The sequence below is a fragment of the Aeromonas popoffii genome, from assembly GCF_000820025.1.
Classification (GTDB): Bacteria; Pseudomonadota; Gammaproteobacteria; order Enterobacterales; family Aeromonadaceae; genus Aeromonas; species Aeromonas popoffii.
The window spans coordinates 82078-103620 of the sequence record NZ_CDBI01000066.1 but is presented as its reverse complement, the minus strand read 5'-3'; the positions used below and the strand labels follow the sequence as shown (position 1 = coordinate 103620).

The 21543-nt window shown below is 59.3% G+C and carries 16 protein-coding genes and 4 pseudogenes; 14 read left to right on the top strand and 6 right to left on the bottom strand.

All coding sequences use genetic code 11. The features are described 5' to 3' along the window. Positions 1-9 precede the first annotated feature (9 nt). The 4 genes from BN1129_RS14285 (at position 10) to BN1129_RS14270 (ending at position 2663) form a co-directional block, all read left to right on the top strand. On the top strand, positions 10-396 hold the full coding sequence (locus BN1129_RS14285) for a septal ring lytic transglycosylase RlpA family protein (protein ID WP_042037396.1): 387 nt from the start codon (positions 10-12) through the stop codon (positions 394-396). Between the two features lie 421 nt (positions 397-817). Continuing rightward, the gene (locus BN1129_RS14280; protein WP_042037376.1) at positions 818-1267 is read left to right on the top strand and encodes a GNAT family N-acetyltransferase; all 450 of its coding nucleotides are present in this window, start codon (positions 818-820) and stop codon (positions 1265-1267) included. 19 nt (positions 1268-1286) lie between these two features. Continuing rightward, entirely contained in the window at positions 1287-1790 is a 504-nt protein-coding gene (gene def / locus BN1129_RS14275; protein WP_042037375.1) for a peptide deformylase, read from the top strand. A gap of 69 nt (positions 1791-1859) precedes the next feature. Continuing rightward, positions 1860-2663: a hypothetical protein gene (locus BN1129_RS14270; protein ID WP_084204663.1), complete on the top strand. Its 804-nt coding sequence runs from the start codon at positions 1860-1862 to the stop codon at positions 2661-2663. Positions 2664-2742: 79 nt separating this feature from the next. Here the strand turns inward: BN1129_RS14270 and BN1129_RS14265 are convergent, their stop codons facing one another. Further along, positions 2743-2946, bottom strand: coding sequence for a hypothetical protein (locus tag BN1129_RS14265; protein ID WP_042037373.1), 204 nt, complete (start codon positions 2944-2946; stop codon positions 2743-2745). A gap of 234 nt (positions 2947-3180) precedes the next feature. On the opposite strand from BN1129_RS14265, the pseudogene BN1129_RS14260 reads away from it, so the two are divergent. Next, positions 3181-4089, top strand: a pseudogene (locus tag BN1129_RS14260) (PhzF family phenazine biosynthesis protein). 86 nt (positions 4090-4175) lie between these two features. Here BN1129_RS14260 and BN1129_RS14255 read toward each other — a convergent pair. Beyond that, positions 4176-5465 carry an esterase/lipase family protein gene (locus BN1129_RS14255; RefSeq protein ID WP_042037372.1) on the bottom strand — a complete coding sequence of 430 codons (1290 nt, stop codon included), beginning with the start codon at positions 5463-5465 and terminating at the stop codon, positions 4176-4178. 255 nt (positions 5466-5720) lie between these two features. Here BN1129_RS14255 and BN1129_RS14250 point away from each other — a divergent pair, with 255 nt between their 5' ends. Continuing rightward, positions 5721-6719, top strand: coding sequence for a Wadjet anti-phage system protein JetD domain-containing protein (locus BN1129_RS14250; RefSeq protein ID WP_042037371.1), 999 nt, complete (start codon positions 5721-5723; stop codon positions 6717-6719). Positions 6720-7164: 445 nt separating this feature from the next. On the opposite strand, the gene BN1129_RS14245 is transcribed toward BN1129_RS14250, so the two are convergent. Further along, positions 7165-7743, bottom strand: coding sequence for a PhnA domain-containing protein (locus BN1129_RS14245; protein WP_042037370.1), 579 nt, complete (start codon positions 7741-7743; stop codon positions 7165-7167). 253 nt (positions 7744-7996) lie between these two features. Between BN1129_RS14245 and BN1129_RS14240 the strand changes: the two are divergent. Further along, positions 7997-9225: pseudogene (locus BN1129_RS14240) on the top strand (methyltransferase). 151 nt (positions 9226-9376) lie between these two features. Then, positions 9377-9670, top strand: a pseudogene (locus BN1129_RS14235) (transposase); the annotation flags it as partial. 146 nt (positions 9671-9816) lie between these two features. Here BN1129_RS14235 and smrB read toward each other — a convergent pair. Beyond that, entirely contained in the window at positions 9817-10341 is a 525-nt protein-coding gene (gene smrB, locus BN1129_RS14230; RefSeq protein WP_042037368.1) for an endonuclease SmrB, read from the bottom strand. Between the two features lie 84 nt (positions 10342-10425). Between smrB and prmB the strand changes: the two genes are divergently transcribed. Together prmB and aroC are read left to right on the top strand one after the other, a co-directional pair. After that, complete coding sequence (gene prmB / locus BN1129_RS14225) at positions 10426-11361, top strand: 50S ribosomal protein L3 N(5)-glutamine methyltransferase (RefSeq protein ID WP_042037395.1); 936 nt, start codon at positions 10426-10428, stop codon at positions 11359-11361. Positions 11362-11377: 16 nt separating this feature from the next. Next, entirely contained in the window at positions 11378-12466 is a 1089-nt protein-coding gene (gene aroC, locus BN1129_RS14220; RefSeq protein ID WP_042037367.1) for a chorismate synthase, read from the top strand. A 109-nt stretch (positions 12467-12575) separates the two neighbouring features. Here aroC and BN1129_RS14215 read toward each other — a convergent pair whose 3' ends face one another. Beyond that, positions 12576-13412 carry a substrate-binding periplasmic protein gene (locus BN1129_RS14215; protein WP_042037366.1) on the bottom strand — a complete coding sequence of 279 codons (837 nt, stop codon included), beginning with the start codon at positions 13410-13412 and terminating at the stop codon, positions 12576-12578. A gap of 343 nt (positions 13413-13755) precedes the next feature. Here BN1129_RS14215 and BN1129_RS14210 point away from each other — a divergent pair, with 343 nt between their 5' ends. After that, the gene (locus BN1129_RS14210) at positions 13756-15159 is read left to right on the top strand and encodes a DEAD/DEAH box helicase (protein WP_042037365.1); all 1404 of its coding nucleotides are present in this window, start codon (positions 13756-13758) and stop codon (positions 15157-15159) included. Positions 15160-15268: 109 nt separating this feature from the next. On the opposite strand, the gene BN1129_RS14205 is transcribed toward BN1129_RS14210, so the two are convergent. Beyond that, on the bottom strand, positions 15269-15655 hold the full coding sequence (locus tag BN1129_RS14205) for an MAPEG family protein (RefSeq protein WP_042037364.1): 387 nt from the start codon (positions 15653-15655) through the stop codon (positions 15269-15271). Between the two features lie 89 nt (positions 15656-15744). Here BN1129_RS14205 and BN1129_RS22660 point away from each other — a divergent pair. The 3 genes and pseudogenes from BN1129_RS22660 to BN1129_RS14190 form a co-directional block, all read left to right on the top strand. Beyond that, a pseudogene (locus BN1129_RS22660) lies at positions 15745-16133 on the top strand (transposase); the annotation flags it as partial. Between the two features lie 353 nt (positions 16134-16486). Further along, a protein-coding gene (locus BN1129_RS22655; protein WP_157013412.1) for an IS5 family transposase occupies positions 16487-17253 on the top strand; the annotation gives its coding sequence in 2 pieces (ribosomal slippage) (positions 16487-16862 and positions 16862-17253; 768 coding nt in all). A 172-nt stretch (positions 17254-17425) separates the two neighbouring features. Then, complete coding sequence (locus BN1129_RS14190; RefSeq protein ID WP_042037362.1) at positions 17426-21319, top strand: non-ribosomal peptide synthetase; 3894 nt, start codon at positions 17426-17428, stop codon at positions 21317-21319. Positions 21320-21543 lie beyond the last annotated feature (224 nt).

Sequence of the window (21543 nt, the reverse complement as noted above, 5' to 3'; positions counted from 1 at the left end):
AGGGGAAAGGTGCAACATATCCAGAAAGGGCTGCTGTTATCTCTTTGCCTGCTACTGGCAGCCTGTAGCAGCCGTTATGACGAGAGTCACGGCGGCAGCTGGCGCGGCTATAGCGAGACCGGTTATGCCAGCTATTATGCCGACCGCTATCACGGCAAAAAAACCGCCAGCGGCGAGCGCTATCGCAATAACCTCAATAGTGCCGCCCATATGACCTTGCCTTTTGGGGCCATGGTGCGCGTCACCAACCTCGCCAATGGCAAGAGTGTGGTGGTCAAGGTCAATGACCGCGGCGCCTTTAAAAACGGGCGTATTATCGATCTCTCCAAGTCTGCCTTTAGCAGTATCGGCAATATTCGCGATGGGATTATCAAGGTAAAGGTTGAGGTGCTGTGACTGTCCACGATGTTATAGCGTCTGACACAGTATCATAATGCGCTAATGGAAATGAATTAGGTGTTTGCATCAACGAGGGAATGGGGTTTATCGAAAGACATGTTTGTTGAGTTTTACATGGTTTTGATGAAGTAGATAAAATAAAAAGTGATTGTCACTGCTTTGGGACATTTGACCATGTCAGAGCTGAGGCTAAATAAAATTTGAAAAAATATGGTTGATATTTCATCGATGCTAACGTGGTGGGGGATTAACATGATGTCTAATCAATGACCCTTTTCATCCGCGCCTCGGTCGGTATGATACCAACAATGAGGGATAATAGAGGGCTGGGTGAGGCAAAACAGCAATGGCTGGAGGCACATGCTTAACGACGCGATAGCAATGTTGAGGCGTCGATATCACTTGAACAGGGGATGAGATGGAAATCGAGTTGGCGGGTGTTCCACAGAGTGAGTTCGAACAGGTTTTTGCTGCGGTCAAACAGGGGCTCTTTCCCTATGTTGAGGCGGTCTTTGGCTGGGATGACGAATTTCAGCGCGAGCGCTTAACCTGCGCATATCAACCGCATTGGTTCTCGTGGATCCTGCAGAGCAGTGAGCGTGTCGGTCTGCTCTGTTGCAAACCATACGACGATGCGCTGCACGTTCATTTGCTGATCATTTTCCCCCAGTATCAGGGTCGGCAGCTTGGCGCTGCCGTCATGGCGCGGCTTCATCGCGAGGCAGAGCGTGAGGGAAAATGCCGGGTGACCTTGTCCAGCTTCACAGACAACCAGAGGGCGATACGGTTTTATCAGCGCCTCGGTTACAAGGTGATAGAGGGAGATCAGGCGTTTGTCTCCTTGTCCCGCTCATTGGTAAGAAAATAATGGTTGATAGAGGGTGATGATGGCGATTCTGGATATTTTGACAGCTCCCGACCCCAGGTTGAGAATAAAAGCCGAACGGGTTGAGGATATCACTGCCGTGCAGGGGCTGATTGACGACATGCTGGAGACCCTGTATGCGACGGAAAATGGCATTGGTTTGGCCGCGACTCAAGTCGGCCGTCAAGAGGCCATCGTTATTATCGACTTGTCAGAGAGCAGGGATCAACCGCTGGTATTGATCAATCCGGAAGTGAACAGTGGGACTGACAAGGCTTTTGGGCAAGAGGGGTGTCTATCTGTTCCCGATTATTATGCGGATGTTGAGCGTTACCGCTCGGTGGTGGTATCTGCACTGGATCGAGAGGGCACACCCATTACCATCGAGAGCAGTGAGTTTTTGGCGATTGTCATGCAACATGAAATTGACCATCTTCATGGAAATCTGTTTATTGATTATCTTTCTCCACTCAAGCGGCAGATGGCACTGAAAAAAGTGAAAAAATCCATCAAGTCTGCAAGCTAGCACTCTCTGATGAGAACGTTTGATGGTTTATTGATATGGGGAGGCGTGAAACTGACACACAGTATTGCCATGAATATCAAGGTGCTATTTAACCGAACTGGCAGACGCATTGGGTTGTTGGCTACTGTGTTGCTGAGTACATTTTGGGGAGCGCTCCCCGCATCTGCCGACGAGGAGCGGTTGCCAGCCGAGTATCGTCCCTTTGTGCAGCAGTTGGTCGATGCGGCAGAAGCCCGGGATCATCAGGCCCTTGCCAATCAAATGAAATACCCCTTCAAGTTGGAGTATCCCATTCCCGCCATCAAAACCCCGGCGGAGATGCTGACCCGTTTTGACGAGGTGTTTGATGACGCCATTTTAAAAAGCATCGCCAGCTCCCGGGTCGGACAGGATTGGCAGACCATGGGCTGGCGCGGCATCATGCTGGGCAGTGGCGAGGTCTGGATGGATTTTGAGGGCAAGGTGATCGGTATCCATCATCAGACGGCGCGGGCCGCCAAATTGAAAGGGGAGCTTATCGCCAGACAGAAAAGCGACCTGCATCCCAGCGTGCGGGAGTACAAGAGCCCCGAGCTGATGTGGCAGACCGAGAAATTCACCATCCGCATCGACGAGTTGGGTGATAGCCGCTATCGCTACGCCTCCTGGGCCAAGGGCAAAGCGCTCAGTGACAAGCCGGATCTGGTGCTGAAACATGGCACTGTCAGGGTGGATGGGACGGGGGGCAACCATACCTATCAATTCAAAAGCGGCCCCTACCGCTACGAGTGTGTTGTCACCGTACTGGGTGAGCGTGGCGTGCCACCGGGTGAGCTGGTGGTCTATAAAAACGACGTCGAGATAGTGCACCAACCGGTGATCAAGGTGCTGTGACAGCAAATCCACATACAGAGAGATCAAAGAGCGGCCAGGTGCCGCTCTTTTGCTTTCGCAAACTGAGGGATGATCTTCGCTAGCTTTGCGGCACTCTGACCCCTTTATCGAGATAGAGGCTGCTGTAGTGGGCGCGGTGGGTGACAAACATCACCTGATGGCGGCTGCCGTCGGAGAGAATAATAAAGTCGCCAGCCTGGGCGGGGCTTTGCAAGGTGATCTCCTGCTCGGGGGCGGTCAACTTGTCGATCTCTTCCTTGAAAGTGAGGGTGTACGAATACATAGGGTTCTCCACTGCAGGACCGTATACAGACACGCATTACAAGGCTAGTTGCCATTGTCCGGATCCGCGGCGCCCAAGCGGCACCTGTGCGGCATTTAATTTAACGGGTAAGCTGGGTCTGCTTATCTTATGGATGGCGGCATGGCCTGCGTTTGCACGAGTCCCTTGCGTGGGGTCGTAAACAGGCGCCAGAGTGAGCCCCCGTCTTTTTCAGCACGTAAGCAAGGAGTGGTTATGAAGGAGCTAGCCTCCCCGTTGGAGCCTGAGTTGGTGCGGATCGCCGCGTTTTCTGATGGGCTGCAAGGAGGGAATCCTGCCGGTGTCTGGCTGGGGCCTCGCTTGCCCGCAGCAGAGGAGATGCAACGCATCGCCTCCCTGGTGGGATTCTCGGAAACGGCCTTCGCCGTACCCTTGTCGCCACCAGGTTCACCCCGGAGGGGCGTGACTGCCAGGCACGTTGCTGAATTTGGGGTGTGGCGGGTGCGCTACTTCTCCCCCGAGGCCGAGGTGCCCTTCTGCGGTCATGCCACCATCGCCCTGGGTGTGGCACTGGCGCGGCGTTTTGGGGAAGGGGAGTATGCATTGCACCTCAATCAGACCGAGATCAAGGTGTCGGGCTGGCAGGATGGGGAGGGGCAGTGGCAGGCGGCGCTGCAATCGCCGCCGACCCGCAGCAAGCCGGCCCCGGCCGAGTTGGTGAGTGCCGCGCTGACGTTGTTTGGTTATACCCAAGCTGATCTGGATCCCCGCATTCCGCCAGCCCTCATCCATGGCGGCGCCGATCACTTGGTGCTGGCCCTGAACAGTCGGGCTGCGCTCTCGGCCATGCACTACGAACTGGCGCAGGGGTGAACCCTGATGCAAAGGGAAGGATTGGTCACCATATTGTTGGCCCATGCAGCCCGGGATCAGCTGTTTCATACCCGCAACCCCTTCGCCTATGGTGGCGTCTATGAGGATCCTGCCACAGGTGCAGCCACCGCTGCCTTTGCCGGTTACCTGCGAGATATCCATTGGCCCCACGGCGGCATCATAGATCTCTTCCAGGGGGAGGATATGGGGATGGCGTCGCACCTGCACGCCGAGATCCCGGCCGAACCCGGCAGCTCAATCCGGGTATTTGGTCGAGCCAGATTGATGTGAGTGACACGCAATGAAATAACCGCCCACGGGCGGTTTTTGACCTTGTGCTGGTGCGAACTTCAGCGAGCCTTGGCTTATTGCGCCCGTTATGCGTTCTGGCCATGCTCCCCAGACGGGCAGCACTCTGCGTGAACGGGGGTGAGCCACTGCAGCAGCTGACGACTGACCTGCAGGCTGCCGAGCAGGGCCATATGGTTGGTGCGGTAGGCAATCCAGCAGTGGGAAGGGGGGAATGCCAGCTGGTGGCGCACCTCGTCATGTTGGCCGAGGGCGCTGCGCAGGGGCACAAGGCCATCGCCGATCAGCCGATCAGCCAGCAGACCGCGCTTGGCCGCCGTGGTGGCCGCTACCGTGAAGCAGGCCACGCCGGTGGGCAAGGGCATGGGAGGGCGAGGATCGGGCAAGGTGTGCGTATCGCCCTGCGGGGGCGGCGAGTCCATCACCTTGCCGTGACGCAGATCCTTGATACCGGCGCTGCGCAGCTGTGCCAGCCTGACAAAGGGCTGGGTATAGGCGGTGGCTGGCAGTAGCTGCTCCAGCCAGTGACCGGCGTGTTCAAGGGGGGCGCCATGATGCGGCGTGCCGAGAAACACCATGTTTTTCAGGACGTCGGGCCAGTCCATCTCACGCTGGCGGGCATGGTGACAGGCGCTGCGGATCACCAGCCCCCCCATGCTGTAGGCCAGCACGCTAATCTCCCTGATCTGGCCAGGCCAATGGCGTGTCAGCTGGGCCAGCTGGCTAGCCAGCTCCCGCCCGTTTTGCGCAACGGGCAGGCCCGAGTTGTAGCGCACATAGACGGGCACATAGCCCAGTTCGTTGGCCAGCCTCTCCCCCAGGTTGAGCGTTTTTTCTTTTTCCTTCCCCCTGGTTTGGCTCTGCCACTGCAGATCGTTCATACACAGGCCATGCACCATCAGTAGCACCCGGCTCTCGGCGGGCAGGCTCGACGGCATGGCGTGCCAGTCCAGGGGCTCACCGTGATAGCGCAGTGTCATGGGGGTAGCAAGGGCATTGTGGCTCTCGACCAGCTTGTCCCCCATCACCCCATTGAGGGTGGCGAGCAGGGCGGCGCGTTTGGGCGTTTCGGGGATCTGGTGCAAGGGAGGCGTTGGCGGCAAACGGGCAAGCAGGGCATGGATACCACCGCTCAGGGTATGGGCAGCGCCGTGTACCCCCTTGTAGACCAGACCCGTGATCCCCCGGGTCTGACCCTGGGCCTTACCCCTTATTCCCATGCCACTCAACACCGCCTGATGGACGGCCTCGGTGATCTGCACTGCCGCAGGCAGGGCCTGGGTGAGCAAGTGGGCCAGCTCGCGGATATCGGAAAGATGCCAGGAGGAAACCGGCGGTTGTTTTGTCGACTGGGTCATGGGGTCGCCCTCGGAGAGATGGTGTCAGCAAGCAGGCTTGTACCAACGGGGTGGCGTGTTGGCTGGCACAGACCCATCCAGCTTGCCGTGTTTACCTCGGGTTTACCAGTGAAGCTGCGGGCAGATCCTGCGGGGCCGTGCACCTTACTGCGTGGGGGGCCGCGAGAGGACTTTTCCTGGTGCGAGACGGGTCACGGTAACGGACAGTAAAATCCTCTCTACTTGGTCATATGGCACCGTAATGAGGAGGCGAGGATGTCACTGTTTGATGATCGCAAAGTACAGGATCTCTGTGCCCGTTTGTTGGATAGCACAAATGAGAAGGGGTATTCACTCGATAGCAAGCATGGACAAGAGCTGCTTGCCTTGTTGCAGGCTGTGGGCGGTGTCAAGCCGGTGGGGCGCAGCGCTCGCTATATGTTGACCCCCGAAGGGCACGACTATCTTGCAAAGCAGCTGACCCAAACAATGCCTCAGATGCTGGACAAACGAGACAGCGTGCAGACCCTAGGATTGACGCTGCCATCGCCCCTGAATCAGGCCAGTTTTCATGCCCTCTGGCATGGGGATAGCAAGCATCCACGTAGCGACACAGGCCCAGTTCAAGGTGCGATGGACATAGCACTGACGCAGGATGAAGTGATCCGGCTGCGTACCCTGAGCCCGCTGTCACTCATCGATCTGGGCGGTCAGCACCACGAGATGACGGCACAGATGGCGCTATTGGGAGAGCTGGCCTTGCCGGAGCGCAGCGTGGCCAGGTTGCAGGGCATTGAGTGGCAAGGGCGGCAGATAGTAACGGTGGAGAACAAGGGCGCCTTCGTGGATTACCCACTGCAAGCGGGGGACCTGCTGCTTTATGTGCCTGGCCGAAATACCAAGCTGGCACGGCAAGTGATTCCGCTGTTGCCTGCGGCTGTGCCCTGGGCTCACTTTGGGGATCTGGATCAGCGGGGATTGGATATTGCCACCGAGCTGGCCGGTGCCATTCATCGGCCCCTCGCACTCTGGTTGCCCGACACTCTGATGGCGTATATCCATCACTATGCTCGCCCTCTGACCCATCGGCTTGAGGGGCAACAGGTCAACAGAGGTAAAATCCCTTGGTGTACCGAACTTGCGGCAGGCAGGCCCGGTGATCCATTGGCGGAGGCGCTCACGCATCTGATCGCACACGGGTTGTGGCTGGAGCAAGAGGTGTTGGTGCTGGCCAGGCGTTGGCAGCCATGGCCTTTGGGGGTGGCTTGCGGCTAATGCCGCCATAAAAAAACCGCCTGATGGCGGTTTGTTTATCATGCCGGCCCTTATTTCAGGGCTTTTTTCAGCTTCTTGATCTTGCCTTCGTGCTTGGCAATTTTCTCGAGGCGAGCGGCGATCTTCTTCTTGATATCTTTCTTGCTGGCTTTGGCCATCTGTGTTGCTCCTTTTGCAGTGGGGACACTGTGAGTGTCCGTGAGTCTGTCCATCGACGTCCCAGAGTGTCACAAGGTTTCCGTATGAGGCAAGTCTCTGTCGAAAAAAACTGCACATTTCAGCCGGGGGAGTGAGGCAAAACAGGGCAGCATTAGCTGCGTATAGCCTCGGTTGCAGGAGACGTCGGTTTGGGTTGGGCGATGACCAGAAGGTATATGCGGCATAGCGTGGCCAGCAAAAAGCGCCCCGTGGGGCGCTCTTGGTATCACTGGCAAACCGGGTTATATCAGGCTTTTTTGAGGTAGGCGGCGACCAGCACTATCTGCACGCCGTTGACCTTGCCTTCGATGTGCAGCGGGTTGTTGGTCAGGCGGATGCCCTTGACCAGGGTGCCGCGCTTGGCGGTGAAGCCGCCGCCCTTGACGTCCAGATCCTTGATCAAGGTAACCGAATCGCCTTCGACCAGCATGGCGCCGTTGGAATCCAGGGTCGGTACGCTGTCGTCATCGTCGCCAGCCTGACCGGCTTCGGCCCAAGCCTTGGTTTCGTCTTCCATGTACATCATGTCCAGCATATCCTGAGCCCACACTTCGCCCTGGCCGGACAAATTTTTCAGCTGACGCCACGCCATGACCTGCACCGCCGGAACCTGACTCCACATGCTGTCGCCCAGGCAACGCCAGTGATTGACCACTGTGGTCTCCGGCTGCTCCAGCTGGCCACGGCAGGTGTCACACAGGGCAAGGCTGTGATCATCATCGCTGGCCGGTGAGTGGGGCACTGTGAAGGCAGTCAGTGCCTGTTCGGCGCCGCACAGTTCACACTTGGCGTCTGCGCGCGCTTGCAGGATGGCATTGATGGTCATGTTTTGGTTCCATTCATGTTGGTGAAATGGCCCGCCTGAGCGAACCAGGGTAAAGAGGGGGCGAAACATAGCATAAAACCCCTCGCTTTGTCAGGCCAACGCCCGGGCTACAGGTTGTTTGCCAGGCTGACACCTGTGCTCACGGCGGCTTACCGGGGCAAAGCCGGGGTGCATGACCACCTGCCAGGCCCGAGCTCGGTTTCATGGCGGTAGACCCGCATTGGCGAGTGCTTTTTGGGGAGGGATCGCTAGAATAAGCCTCTTTTTTGACTGCAAGGCAGGGCACGCGTGCTGGCTCAACGTTTTCAACAACTGGATAGATTGCTGACCGAGACCCGGCGCTGGTGGCAATACCAACCCTATCATCACCTGAATCTGGCATTCGCCGACGAGGCCCCTGCGCTGGCCGCACGGCTCAATGCCATGCCCCTTGAGCAGATCAATCGACTCGATGGTGACATGGTGGCGCTGTGTGACCTGCTAGCCCCCTGGATCCCGGCGGGGGAGACGCTGCATGCTCTGAGTGAACTCGCGCGCTTTACCCCCGAGCCCATCCAGTGCGCCAAGGAGATGGCGCTGCACATGCCGGGACGCAAGCAGGCACAGATAGAGGCCTTTACCGGCTGCCTGCCACCCCATCAAGGCTCCTATCTGGAGTGGTGCGCGGGCAAGGGGCATCTGGGGCGGCTGGTTTCCCTGCATCGCCGGGCAGAGATCCTGAGTCTGGAGCTGCAAGGCCCGCTCTGTGAGGAGGGGCGTCGGCTGGCGGTGCGTGACGGGGCCCGCATGCAGTTTGTGCAGGCGGATGCCTTTGCGGTCGATGCCGGCCAGTTACTTGCCACCGAGCATCATGCCATGGCGCTGCACGCCTGCGGCGAGCTGCACACCCATCTGCTGGCGCTGGTGGCCGAGCGTGGCGCCCAGGGGGTGACCATATCCCCTTGCTGCTATCACCTGATCCGTGGCTCTCACTATGTCCCCCTGTCCGCCGCCGCTCGGGCCAGCGATCTGCACCTGGCCAAGGCGGATCTGCGGTTGCCGCTGCAGGAGACGGTGACCTCAGGTGCCCGCATCTCGCGCCTTCGCGAGTTGGAGGTGGTGTGGCGGCTCGGGTTTGACTGCCTGCAGCGCCAGGTGCGCGGGGTGAACGAATACCTGCCGGTGCCCAATATGCAAAAAAGCCTGCTTACCGGCAGTTTCGAGGCGTTTTGTGAATGGGCGGCCGAGCGCAAGGGGATAGCCCTGCCTGCGGGAATGGACCTTGCCACTTTTCTGGCGCAGGGGGAGGCGCGTTATGGCGATGTCGCCCGCATGGAGCTGGTACGCCATCTGTTTCGTCGGCCGCTCGAGATCTGGTTGGCGCTCGATCGGGCGCTCTTCCTGCAAGAACAGGGCTACCGGGTGGAAGTGGGCGAGTTTTGCGACAAACCCATGACCCCCAGAAATATCTTGATCCGCGCCGTGCGATCCTCGCTCGCATAAACCCCTCAGTGGCCTGCCCCGGATTGCCCTGCTGCCAGCGGGGCATACTGTGGCTCATCAGACAAGTCAGCGTCAGTTTCATGGCCCACAGCCGCATCGGTATGGGAAACACCGCTCAGCTTCAAAATAAGCTGCTGTGTGGTGCACCCAACACGTGCGACGGGGCTGCAGCCAGCCATACACCGGCCAGACCATCGGCACCTTCCTGATGCTCAAGGGCATTTTTAATCTGACTTTGCGAGTAGCTCAGGGGCAACTCAACTCCCTGTTCGAGTGGCCACTGTGTGCCCCCGACCCTGGCGTCAGCAGCGTGCTTGCACTGTGCAGGTGGCCAATCGGCAGCCTTCAAAGGGTCGTATCACCGATCGACTCGACAGGCCTGACGATGTTTGATGAAGGCGGGTGGAAAGTCAGAGAACACAGTGCCGAGAAACGGCGAGTCTGGTATGCCCGGTTCAAGTTGTTGCTGGCGGCACCTATGGCCTCGGCGCCGAGGGATGACGGTATGTCTGCCTGGGAACCCTGAGTAAACATGCGACCTCCACTGTCAATAACATATTGATATCGAGTGTGGGGCGCATGCGTGGCCAACTACTCTTCGATATCGAGTAATACCAGAATGGCGCTGTCACCGCCCCATTCACGGGGGGCTTGATGGAAGGCTCGCACATTGGGGTGCTGGGCCAACCAGCTGGGAATGCGCTGCTTGAGAATATGTTTGCCGATGCCGTGCATCACGGAGGCGACATGGATGTTCTCTTTCTGGCAGAGGGTGAGCAGGGCGGCCAGCTCCTGTTTTGCTTGCTGCTGGTTCATGCCATGCAGATCCAGATAAATCTCCGGCGGATAGATGCCGCGTTTGAGCTTTTTGAGCTCGAATTTTGACACATCGTCACGCACGTAACGGGTCGGGCCATCCTCGTCCAGATGAGGCTGGTACTCGTCGCTGAAAAAGTGGCCAACCCCAAGCTTTTCGCGGCTTTCGCGCAGTTCGCGTTTCTGCTTGACCGGGCGCAGGTCGGCCCTTATGGTATCTTGCTTAATTTTCCGGGTACCTTTGACCGCATCGCGAAACAGCAGGCTTTCCTCGATCGTCGGTGAGGGCATTTTTTTCATCAGATGCTCATTTATTAGGTATGCGTCTTGCCCGCTACTGTAAGTGGGTGCTCGGGCCGGATATTACTCGACTTGGAGGTGGATTTGGACAAGATATTTATCGATGAGGTGGTTGCCGAGATGCACACCATCCAGGACATGTTGCGCTGGGCCATGAGTCGTTTCAACGACGCCGGGATTTTCTACGGACATGGTACCGACAACGCCTGGGATGAGGCTGTGCTGCTGGTACTGCCCACGCTACATCTGCCACCGGACGCGGATCCTGGCATGCGCCACTCCCGCCTCACCACCAGCGAGCGTCATCGCATCGCCGAGCTCGTCATTCGCCGTGTGCAGGAGCGCGTGCCGGCCGCCTACCTGACCAGCAAGGCCTGGTATGCCGGTTGGGAGTTCTACGTGGACGAACGAGTACTGATCCCCCGTTCACCGATTGCCGAGATGGTGGCCAACCGCTTCGCCCCTTTCCTTAAGCATGAGCCGACCCGGATCATGGATTTGTGCACAGGTTCCGGTTGCATCGCCATCATCATGGCCCATGAATTCCCGGATGCGGAAGTGGATGCCATCGACATCAGCGTGGATGCGCTGAACGTGGCTGAGCGCAACATCACCGATCACGGCCTGGAGCAGCAGGTCATTCCGATCCGCTCCGATCTGATGCGTGATCTGCCGGCGGGTGACAAGTACGATCTCATCGTCTCCAACCCGCCCTATGTGGACTCCGAAGACATGTCGGATCTGCCGGATGAATTCCGCCACGAGCCCGAACTGGCGCTGGCTTCCGGCTCCGATGGTCTCAAGCTCACCAAGCGCCTGTTGGCCAATGCCGCTGACTTTCTCAAGGATGACGGTGTGCTGGTGGTCGAGGTGGGCAACAGCATGATCCACCTGGAAGCCCAGTTCCCGGAAGTGCCTTTTACCTGGGTCGAGTTCGAGAACGGTGGTCACGGCGTGTTCGTGATGACCAAGGCCGAGCTGGAGCAATACCAGGACCATTTCGCGATTTACAAGAGCTAAGCAGCAAGGAGCACCCATGGCAGGGAACAGTTTTGGCCAACTCTTTCGGGTCACCACCTTTGGCGAGAGCCACGGCTTGGCGCTGGGCGCCGTCGTCGATGGCTGCCCGCCCGGGCTCGAGATAAGCGAAGCGGATCTGCAGGGAGATCTGGATCGGCGCAAGCCCGGCACCTCCCGTTACACTACCCCACGCCGTGAACCGGATGAGGTGAAGATCCTCTCCGGGGTGTTCGAGGGCAAGACCACGGGGACCTCCATCGGGCTGCTCATCGAGAATACCGATCAGCGCTCCAAGGACTACTCCGACATCAAGGATGTGTTCCGCCCGGGCCATGCCGATTACACCTACCACCAGAAATATGGTCAGCGGGATTATCGGGGCGGTGGTCGCTCCTCCGCCCGTGAGACCGCCATGCGGGTGGCGGCGGGCGCCATCGCCAAGAAGTACCTCAAGCAGATGCATGGCATCGAGCTCACCGGTTTCCTCTCCCAGCTCGGCCCCATCAAGGCCGAGGCGTTCGACGCGGCGCAGATTGAGCAGAACCCCTTCTTCTTCCCCGATGCGGGCAAGCTGGAAGCGCTCGATCAGTACATGCGCGATCTGAAAAAAGAGGGCAACAGCATTGGTGCCAAAGTGCAGGTCATTGCGCGCAATGTACCGGTGGGCCTCGGCGAGCCGGTCTTCGATCGCCTCGATGCCGACATCGCCCACGCCATGATGGGCATCAATGCGGTGAAAGGGGTGGAGATTGGCGACGGCTTCGCAGTGGTAGAGCAAAAAGGCTCGGAGCACCGTGACGAGATGACCCCGGCCGGCTTTGCCAGCAACCATGCGGGCGGCATTCTGGGCGGCATCTCATCCGGTCAGGATATCGTGGTGAGCTTAGGCTTAAAGCCCACCTCCAGCATCACGGTGCCTGGCAAGAGCATCAATACCGAAGGCGAGGCCATCGAGATGATCACCAAGGGTCGACACGATCCTTGTGTCGGCATCCGTGCAGTCCCCATCGCCGAAGCCATGCTGGCGCTGGTGTTGATGGATCACCTGCTGCGCCACCGCGCCCAGAATCAGGGTGTGTTGACCCATACCCCGCAACTGCGTTGAGCGGTATAGCACCCTGTCGCATCATCGGCTGATGAGCGGTCACGAATAACAAAGGCGACCTTGGGTCGCCTTTGTTATTTCTGTGCAGTGCCTGTTGGCAGTTGCAGAGCTATGGTTGGTGCCGGGTCAGCAGATCGGCCGCCTGGGGATCCGCGTCTAGGCGGCAGGTGGGGGGCGAAAACTGGCCATGGTTTTTGGGCAGGGCAGTGATGGCCTGATTGACCCGGGTCAGCTGCTCATCGCTGATACTCTCCTTGGCAAACATCAGACTGACCGGTTGGTGGTGCAGCAGTAACTGACAGCGGATCACCCCTTTGGCACCCAGTTGGGAGAGCCGATAACCGGCATATTGCCACTCCATGATGATGCCATCGAGCCGATGGGCCAGCAGCAGATCGATCAGCCGATCATCGGTATTGTACTCGGTTGCCACCTTGAGGGCGGGGCACTCATCCATTTGATGGATGGGGCGAGTTCCGCGCAGCTTGCCAATCTTGAGCCCTTTCTCGTGACAGAGGGTCGGCAGGGTATCGAGCTTCTCCCAGCGATCCTGTTGACCGGGGATGGGGTTATGACTCAGTAGTACATAGGCGCTCTGGCGATAGGGCGCCGAGAAGCGGGCATACTTTTGACGAGCCGGCAGCGGCAATGCCGCCATCGCCACGTCCAGCTGATCGTGTTCCACCAGATGCACCGCCCGTGCCCAGGGGATTTCGCGAAACCTGGGGGTAACACCTGCTTGTTGCAGGATCTGGCGGGTCAGCGTGATGTCCAGCCCATCCAGCTCGCCCCGGTTGTCGATGTGGCTAAAAGGAGGCCAGTGGCTCCAGGCCACGGTCATGGTCTGACTGGCTTTCAGCGCAGGGCTTAGCAGCAGAAGCAGCATGCCGATCCTTGCCTGCCATCTGCTGCGGGAATTGCCGAGGGGACAATATCGCGTGGTCATAGCTAAACCTCGTTACTCTGTTCTTCTATTCCGTGCTTCTGCCCCCCATGCGTGCGAGGGTGGTTATTGTGTCATCAGTTAATAGTGTGGTATGTGCGTCTGTTATCAACAGGATTATTCGCAGGGGAGTGGGGGACTTTTCTGTTCGTGCTGGGAGGAGCATCACATTTTTCTCGTTTATCCCGAGCAACTCCGTTAGACTGCGCCTCTATTCTTTCCCCTTTGCTCTGCTCCCCGGGGAAATCGTTGTTTTCTCAATAGGCCCAGATCTTGTGAGATGGCATCGGCTCAGCAGAGGAGCCCCACCACAAATCCCCGGCGCCACTATCCCTAGCAGGTAATTATGAGTTTTTCTTCCCTCGGTCTGGCCGAACCCTTGTTGCGTGCCGTTGCCGAGCAAGGCTACGACACCCCGTCTCCCATTCAGCTGCAAGCGATCCCCGCCGTTCTGGCTGGCCGCGACCTGATGGCGGCGGCCCAAACAGGGACCGGCAAGACCGCAGGCTTTACCCTGCCGATGCTGCAGCGTCTGATGGAGAGCAAGCGTAAAGTTTCTCCCAACCGGATCCGCGCCCTGGTATTGACCCCGACTCGCGAGCTGGCCGCCCAGGTGGGCGAGAGCGTGCGCAACTACGGCAAGCATCTGCCGATGCGCAGCCACGTGGTCTTCGGCGGCGTCAGCATCAACCCGCAGATGATGGCGACTCGCCGTGGTCTGGACGTGCTGGTTGCCTGCCCTGGCCGCCTGATGGACCTCTACAACCAGAACGCCGTCAAGTTCGACGAAGTCGAGATCCTGGTGCTGGACGAAGCGGACCGCATGCTCGACATGGGCTTTATCCGCGACATCCGCAAGATCCTGGCCCTGATGCCCAAGCAGCGTCAGAACCTGCTCTTCTCCGCGACCTTTGCCGAAGAGATCCGCGAGCTGGCCACTGGCCTGCTCAACAACCCGGCGGTGATCGAAGTGGCGCCGCGCAACAGCACTGCCGAGCGTATCGAGCAGCTGGTGCACCCGTGTGACAAGGCCAACAAGATAGGTCTGCTGAGCCATCTGGTCACCAGCAATGATTGGCAGCAGGTACTGGTGTTCACCCGTACCAAGCACATGGCCAACCGTGTTGCCGAGACCCTCGACAAGAACGGCGTCAGCGCCGCCGCCATCCACGGCAACAAGAGCCAGGGTGCCCGTACCCGTGCCCTGGCCGGTTTCAAGGATGGCAACGTCAAGGTGCTGGTGGCGACCGACATCGCTGCCCGTGGTCTGGATATCGACAAGTTGCCGCAAGTGGTCAACTTCGAGCTGCCCAACGTGGCGGAGGACTACGTTCACCGCATCGGCCGTACCGGTCGTGCCGGTGCTGCCGGTCACGCCATCTCCCTGGTCGCTGCCGACGAAGGCAAGCTTATCAAGGCCATCGAGCGTCTGACCAAGCAGAACATCCCGTGCGAGCAGGTGGTCGGTTTCGAAGCCTCCCGCGAAACGCTGGACAACATAGCCCGTGGTATCGGCGCGCCGCTGCGCAAAGAGCCCCGTGATCCGAGCGAGCAGCGCCGTGTTGCGCCGCGTCCGCAGGGTCAGGGCCAGCGTCAGGGCGCCGGTCGCTCCGCCAATGGCGGCAACGCCGGCGGTGCCCGTACCGGTAACGGTGGCAAGCCAAAGCCGCAGGGCGGTCAGCGTCCGGCTGATGGCGCGGGTAAACCGGCTCAGGCTCGTCGCCCCCGTCGCTCTACCCACAACCAGTAAGCGGCTCGGGAGCCTCTCTCCCCAGCTGATCGGTTGATCTAAAAAGCCCTGCCAATCTGGCAGGGCTTTTTTTTGTCCGCGAGTCAGCGTTTAGCCGGTCGGCAAACGGTTAGGGGATCAGCGCCGTGATCAGGATATGGGCCGCACTCACCAGGATCACCGTAAAGGTCAGCCCCATGCCTACCACCCGGTAGCGGAAGTTCTCTGGCGTGCGGCTCATGCCAAACGCATGGCTGAGGCGGCCGCACAGCAGCGCGGCCCCCAGCTGATGGATAAGCCAGGGGGGGTGGTGGCTGGATTCGACAAAATAGATCAGCAGCAGGGCGAGGGGGACATACTCGGCAAAGTTGGCGTGCACCCGCATGGCCCGCAGCATGGCAGGATCATCGCCATGCCCCAGCGCTACCCCCTGACGGTGGCGAGTACGAATGGTGCGTATGCTCAGCAACACAAACAGCAGGGCGAGCAGGGCCGCGTAAACAGGCAGTATGGTCATGGTATCTGGCTCCCGGTTTGATGATGTCGAGTCGCTTGCAAGCCGCTTTCGCGTTGATTGCCCCGATATTACTGGCGCCTCAATGGTTTGCCTCTGAGGGTAGCAGCAAATTGCAGCAGATTGACCCGCCATGGGCTCATCAACTGCCGAGCGCGCTGGTGGCCACTGGCGCTGATACGACGCAGTGCAAGCATGGCCGACAGTTGGCCAGCTTGGCTGGGACTGGTGCCACGGCAACATGCTAGTGGTGGCAAGCAAACCTGATTGGGCATCGGTAAGCGTGACGACAGTTATCTGCGCATTCTACTCGTTCACGGGGCACGAGTTGCGCTACGCATGGCGGTTCGCAAGGCTCAACACGCAGGTAGTTGGCGGGCAGGCGTGATGGGCTGACACCGCGAGATCTCACCACAATGTGGCTGTGGTCGCGCTCGCCCATGATCGAGAATTTGAAGCCGATTTTGGAATAGCGGTATGAAAAGGGCCGACTTCCGGTAGTGAGGGGCCCTGAGCAAGCGGGGGAGAGTCACAAGTTCACAGCAAGCAGAGTTGAGAAGAACCATCAGTTACGCAGGCAATCATGACGTGATAACGAGGTGGGTCAGACTCTGGCTGGCAAAACCCGAGGTGAAACAGGGTGCTCGGGTACGTAGCGTTGATAGAGGCGCCAGCCAATTCCATCAGGGACAAATGGGCTCATCGCCTGCTTCCAGTCCCGTGACTCATGATAAAGACACGATCCACTCGTTCGCACCCTCCTTAGGGGCTGTCGTCTTGAACTGATTAAATTCAGTACAATGCCAGCCCCGTTAACGTAAAAATCATCGCCTCATGCCAACACCAGCTCACCGCCGCCACGATATTTCAGACCGCGTATGGTCCTTAATTGCACCTCATCTACTGGGACAGAAAGGTCATTGGGGGCGCGTGGCTCGCGATAACCGATTGTTTATCAATGCTGTTTTCTGGATTTTGCGCACAGGCGCTCCCTGGCGAGACTTGCCATCTGATTACGGGGACTGGAAAAACACTCATCGTCGCTTTTGTCGTTGGCGCGACAAGGGGATTTGGGCTCGGCTTCAAGAACGTCTGATAAAAGACCCTGATTACGAATGGCTGATGATCGACGCCAGCCATATCAAGGTCCATCCCCATGCCAGTGGCGCTCAAGGTGGTAATCAGGATATGGGGGTCACCAAGGGGGGCTAAACAGCAAGATCCATTTGGCAGTTGACGGACATGGAATGCCAATAAAATGCATCATTACATCCGGAACGACCGCTGATTGTACGCAAGCAGCTCCCTTGATTGAGGGCTTGGAGGCTGCGTACCTATTTGCAGACAGGGGATATGATACCAATGCGTTGATGGAGGTTGCCCGCGCCAAGGGAATGGAGCCAGTCATCCCTTCTAAACGTAATCGCAAGGAGCAGCGAGAGTATGACCGGGAGCTATACAAGGCAAGGCATCTGGTGGAAAACGCCTTCCTTCATTTGAAGCAATGGCGAGGAATTGCGACAAGATACGCCAAAAACACGGGCTCGTTTGTGGCAGCGGTGCAGATCCGCTGCACATACTTGTGGGCCTCGATCTTATGACGACGGCCCCTAAGCAACCAATTAAAAAATAAATTGCCATTGCAAGGGTTCGCATGAGACCATTTTTATCCCCCAGTGGGGAAGCCTCTTAGGTTATTGCTCTTGTAACTCATCTGTTTGTCACAGGCCACCTCCTGCAAACCAAAAAATCGCCATCAGGATTTTGTTAAATATGTTAAATGAAGAATTAAGCTGCCCGCTGAGCGCGGCCCAGCAGGAAGTCTGTCTCGCTATTGGTCAGGAAGGCCGCAACCTCCATTATCACCTGTGTGATGTGATAGAATTCAACGGAAATTTGCAGACATCGTTGCTGGAACAGGCCATCAGAACCGTGTGCCAGCAGGCCGAAACTGTGCGCGCCGCGTTCGAAAAGGACCAGGCTACCGGGCAATACCGACAACGCCTCAACTCGACACTGCACGACACCTATTTTTCCTGGCACGACCTGTCCACCACACCGGATCCGGAGCAGGCCTACTCGGCCATGTTAGAGGCGTTGCTGGCCAGCGATATGGATCTTGCCCATCAACCGCTGATTCGATTTCTGGTCGTCAAGCTGGCAGACCGCCGCCACTGCATGGTAGAGCTGGGGTCCCACTTGGTGGTGGACGGCTTCGGCCACGCCATCTTGTTCAAGCACATCACCGACTGCTATGCCCGGTTGGCGCGTGGCGAGGCAATCGAGTCTCTGCCAGCGCAGCCGCTGAGCCGGGTCTTCGAAGCAGAACAGGCGTATCGCCAGAGCGAGTCCTATCTCAAGGACCAGTCTTACTGGCGCCAATACTGTCTGGAGTTGCCCGCTCCCACTCAGCTGGTGCCCGGCGACATGCCTCTACGCAAGCTGAACCGGCTGCGCAAGACCTTTTCCGGCGCCGCGGTGGAAGGGTTACGGGAAGCCGCCACTTTGCATCGACTTCGCCTGTCCAGCGTGTTGCTTGCGGCCTGCGCTACCTATCTTTACAGGATGACTGGCCAGAGCGATCTGGCGGTGGGCATGCCGGTAGCAGCCCGTCAGCTAAAGGCCCTGCGCGAGATCCCAGCCATGGTGGCCAACATATTGCCACTGCGCATTTCGTTTACGCCAGCATCCACGATATTGTCGGTCGCGGCGGACATCCAACGCCAGTTGCGGCGTCATCTGCTGCACCAAGGCTACCGTTCGGAAGCCATGATCCGCGACCTGTACGCGGAACGCGGCCAAAAACCACTGTTCAACACCCTGCTCAATATCGTTGCCTATGAGCAGGATATGGGCTTCGATGGCTGTGAAGCCACGGTTCAGAACGTCGCCAATGGCCCTGCCGATCATCTCGGTATAGACATCTTCGACCGCAACGTTGACGGCCGGTTGGAGATAGGCTTCAACGCCAACGCCGATCTCTACCCGCTTGAGGCGCTGGAATTGCATTACGCGCGGATGACCCAGTTGCTGGAGCATTTCGCCGCTGGTCCGGACACCCTCGCCGAGGATTATCCGTTGCTGCTGCCCGGCGAGCGCGAACGCTATTACCCGTTGTTGGCGCAGGCAGACGCTTCACCTGTCTTCGCCGATGCCTTCACTGCTTCCGTGAGGAGCCATGGTCACCTGCCGGCCCTGCGCCAAGGCGAGCGCGAACTCAGTTACGCCGAGCTGGATGACCGCGCCGACCGCCTGGCCAGCTTGCTGCTGGCGCGTGGCGTGCGGCCCGGCGATGACGTTGCCGTCATCGTCTCGCGCAGCGTCGAATGGGCGGTGGCGGCGGTGGCGCTGTTCAAGCTCGGCGCCGGTTATGTGCCGGTTGATCCTGAACTGCCGGAAGCCCGCATCGAATACATCCTGGCCGATGCCGCGCCGGCCGCGGTCATCGTTACCGCCGGCAACGCCGTCAACACCGCGCTCGCGCCGGAGAAACTGCTTTTTCTGGACGCTGCGGCGCTGGATGCGCTGCCGCCTGCCGCTCTCCCGCTCCCCCGTGTGGCCCCTTCGGCTCTCAGCTATCTGATCTACACCTCGGGCTCCACCGGCAAACCCAAGGGCGTGGAAGTGACTCACCGCAACCTGGTGCCCATCGCGGACACCGCCATCCGGGCGGCTGAGCTGCAAGCAGGCCAACGCGTGCTGCAATTCATCGCAGCCGGTTTTGACATGTCGGTTCTGGAAATCATGATGACGCTGCTGGCCGGCGCCACGCTGGTCATCTGTGATAAAGTATCCAGCGCGCCCGGCAAGTCGTTGGCCGCTCTGGTAAAACGGGAAAACATCAAATTGCTGGTGATGACGCCCAGCCTGCTGGCCTACCACCAGACCGAAGACTTCCCCCGGGACACCGTCCTGATGCTGGGCGGCGAACCTTGCACGCCGGCGCTGCTGGCGCGCTTCTCCCACTGCCGCCTGCTCAATGTCTACGGCCCGACCGAGACCTCCTTCGCTACCTCGATCAACGCCGACTATGGCGATGGCGACCTCTCCATCGGTGCCGCCACCGCCAACACCCGGCTCTACGTGGTGGACCCGCGGCAACGGCTGTTGCCGCCTGGCGCCTGGGGAGACTTGTTCATCGGCGGACCCGGCGTGGCCCGCGGTTACCGCAACAGTCCGGAGCTGACGGCCAAAGGCTTCGTCCCCGATATCCTGGACCCCAGCAATACCATGTACCGGGCTGGCGACCGCGTATTTTTCGACCATGCCGGCCGCATCCATTATCAAGGCCGCCAGGACAACCAGATTAAGCTGCGCGGGCTGCGGATCGAGTTGGACGAGATCAAAAACGCCCTGCTGGGTTGTAGCGGTGTAGAGGACGCCGTCGCCTTGCTGCGCGATCTGCCTCAAGGTCCGGCCATCGTCGGCTATGTGGCCAACCAGCAGTTGGAGCTGGACAGCGAGGGACTGAAACAGGCGTTGAGCCGTCAATTGCCCCATCACATGATCCCCAGTGTCATCATGGTGGTCCCGGTCTTCCCGCTCACGCCCAACGGCAAACTGGCCACAGGCGAACTGCCCACGCCGACGCTGCAGGACGACGGCGAGCAAACGCCGCCGCGCACCCCGGAAGAAGAGATCATGTGCCGGCTGTTCGCGACTGTGCTGGAATGCAGCGAGGTCTACGCCAATCAGAATTTCTTCGCGCTGGGCGGGCATTCGCTGCTAGGTCTGCAGCTGATTAACAACATCAGGGAAACCTTTGGCGTCTCCTTGGGCATCGCCGACTTCCTGGCCGCCCCGACCCCGCGCCAGCTGGTTCAGCGCCTGGAGCGGCCAGCCGCTTTCAGCGACCCCTTCGACGCCATGCTGCCGCTGCGCGTCCAGGGTAGCCGACCACCGCTGTTTTGCATCCATCCGGGCGGCGGCATCGCCTGGCCCTATGCCGGCCTGTTGCCCTTCCTGCCGGAGGATCAGCCGCTGTACGCCATCCAGTCACCGATACTGCGCGATCCGGACCGTGTCATCGGATCGCTGGACGAGTTGGCGCAGGAATACCGGCAGCGCATCCAGGCGGTGCAGCCGAGTGGACCTTACCAGCTGGCCGGCTGGTCGGTGGGCGGCAATCTGGCGCTGCGCCTGGCCGCCATGCTGCAGGCCGACGGCCACGAGGTCAGCTTCCTGTGCATGTTCGACAGCTATCCGCTGCAAGGCGGGCCGGCCTCGTTGAAACTGGACGACGCCACCATCATCACCCGGATGACTCGCGCCATCGTCGGCGCGCCGCGCGCCGGTATCAAGGGGCTGAAGAGTGCCATGGAGGAGGTGCTGGGCGGCAGCCAGGTTGGCGAGGAGTTCCTAACCCGGTTGGTGAATGACTCAAAGCTGATGCTGGAGCTGCTCGCTCGCTGCAGCTACCAACGCTACGACGGCGACTTGATCTTCATCCGTGCCACCACCGACATCCTGCGCCCCGAGGATCAGCAGCCGTCGCTGTGGCAGCCCTATATCTCCGGCAAGCTGATAGAGTACGAGGTGAACGCGCCCCATGAATGCCTGCTGCAACGCCAGTATCTGGAACAGTTTGGCGCTCAATTCTCTGCCGAGCTGCAGCGGCGGGCCCCGATCGTCAGTGCCAGCCAGCAAGCCCTGGTAGAATGGGCGTAGGTTTCGGGGGGCTCCCGGCTTGCCGCGAGATCTTTCCGGTGTCATGGCGAGGATACCACTCGGCTGAACCGGCCGAATTCACCCCGCGATATTGGAGCGCAGCGTAGGGCGCCTGAGACGAGAATGTCCGTTCTGGTTAGGGAGGTGCGAAAAAGTCCTTGATGTGAGATCGCAGGGATGGGATTCAGCATGAGTCACCCGTTCACGAACCTGCTGCCGACCAG

Excerpts from the sequence above, each read along its gene's own strand:
- BN1129_RS14280 (WP_042037376.1), top strand. The coding sequence starts at position 818 with ATGGAAATCGAGTTGGCGGGTGTTCCACAGAGTGAGTTCGAACAGGTT.
- def (WP_042037375.1), top strand. The coding sequence starts at position 1,287 with ATGGCGATTCTGGATATTTTGACAGCTCCCGACCCCAGGTTGAGAATA.
- BN1129_RS14270 (WP_084204663.1), top strand. The coding sequence starts at position 1,860 with ATGAATATCAAGGTGCTATTTAACCGAACTGGCAGACGCATTGGGTTG.
- BN1129_RS14265 (WP_042037373.1), bottom strand. The coding sequence starts at position 2,946 with ATGTATTCGTACACCCTCACTTTCAAGGAAGAGATCGACAAGTTGACC.
- BN1129_RS14255 (WP_042037372.1), bottom strand. The coding sequence starts at position 5,465 with ATGACCCAGTCGACAAAACAACCGCCGGTTTCCTCCTGGCATCTTTCC.
- BN1129_RS14250 (WP_042037371.1), top strand. The coding sequence starts at position 5,721 with ATGTCACTGTTTGATGATCGCAAAGTACAGGATCTCTGTGCCCGTTTG.
- BN1129_RS14245 (WP_042037370.1), bottom strand. The coding sequence starts at position 7,743 with ATGACCATCAATGCCATCCTGCAAGCGCGCGCAGACGCCAAGTGTGAA.
- smrB (WP_042037368.1), bottom strand. The coding sequence starts at position 10,341 with ATGAAAAAAATGCCCTCACCGACGATCGAGGAAAGCCTGCTGTTTCGC.
- aroC (WP_042037367.1), top strand. The coding sequence starts at position 11,378 with ATGGCAGGGAACAGTTTTGGCCAACTCTTTCGGGTCACCACCTTTGGC.
- BN1129_RS14215 (WP_042037366.1), bottom strand. The coding sequence starts at position 13,412 with ATGACCACGCGATATTGTCCCCTCGGCAATTCCCGCAGCAGATGGCAG.
- BN1129_RS14210 (WP_042037365.1), top strand. The coding sequence starts at position 13,756 with ATGAGTTTTTCTTCCCTCGGTCTGGCCGAACCCTTGTTGCGTGCCGTT.
- BN1129_RS14205 (WP_042037364.1), bottom strand. The coding sequence starts at position 15,655 with ATGACCATACTGCCTGTTTACGCGGCCCTGCTCGCCCTGCTGTTTGTG.
- BN1129_RS14190 (WP_042037362.1), top strand. The coding sequence starts at position 17,426 with ATGTTAAATGAAGAATTAAGCTGCCCGCTGAGCGCGGCCCAGCAGGAA.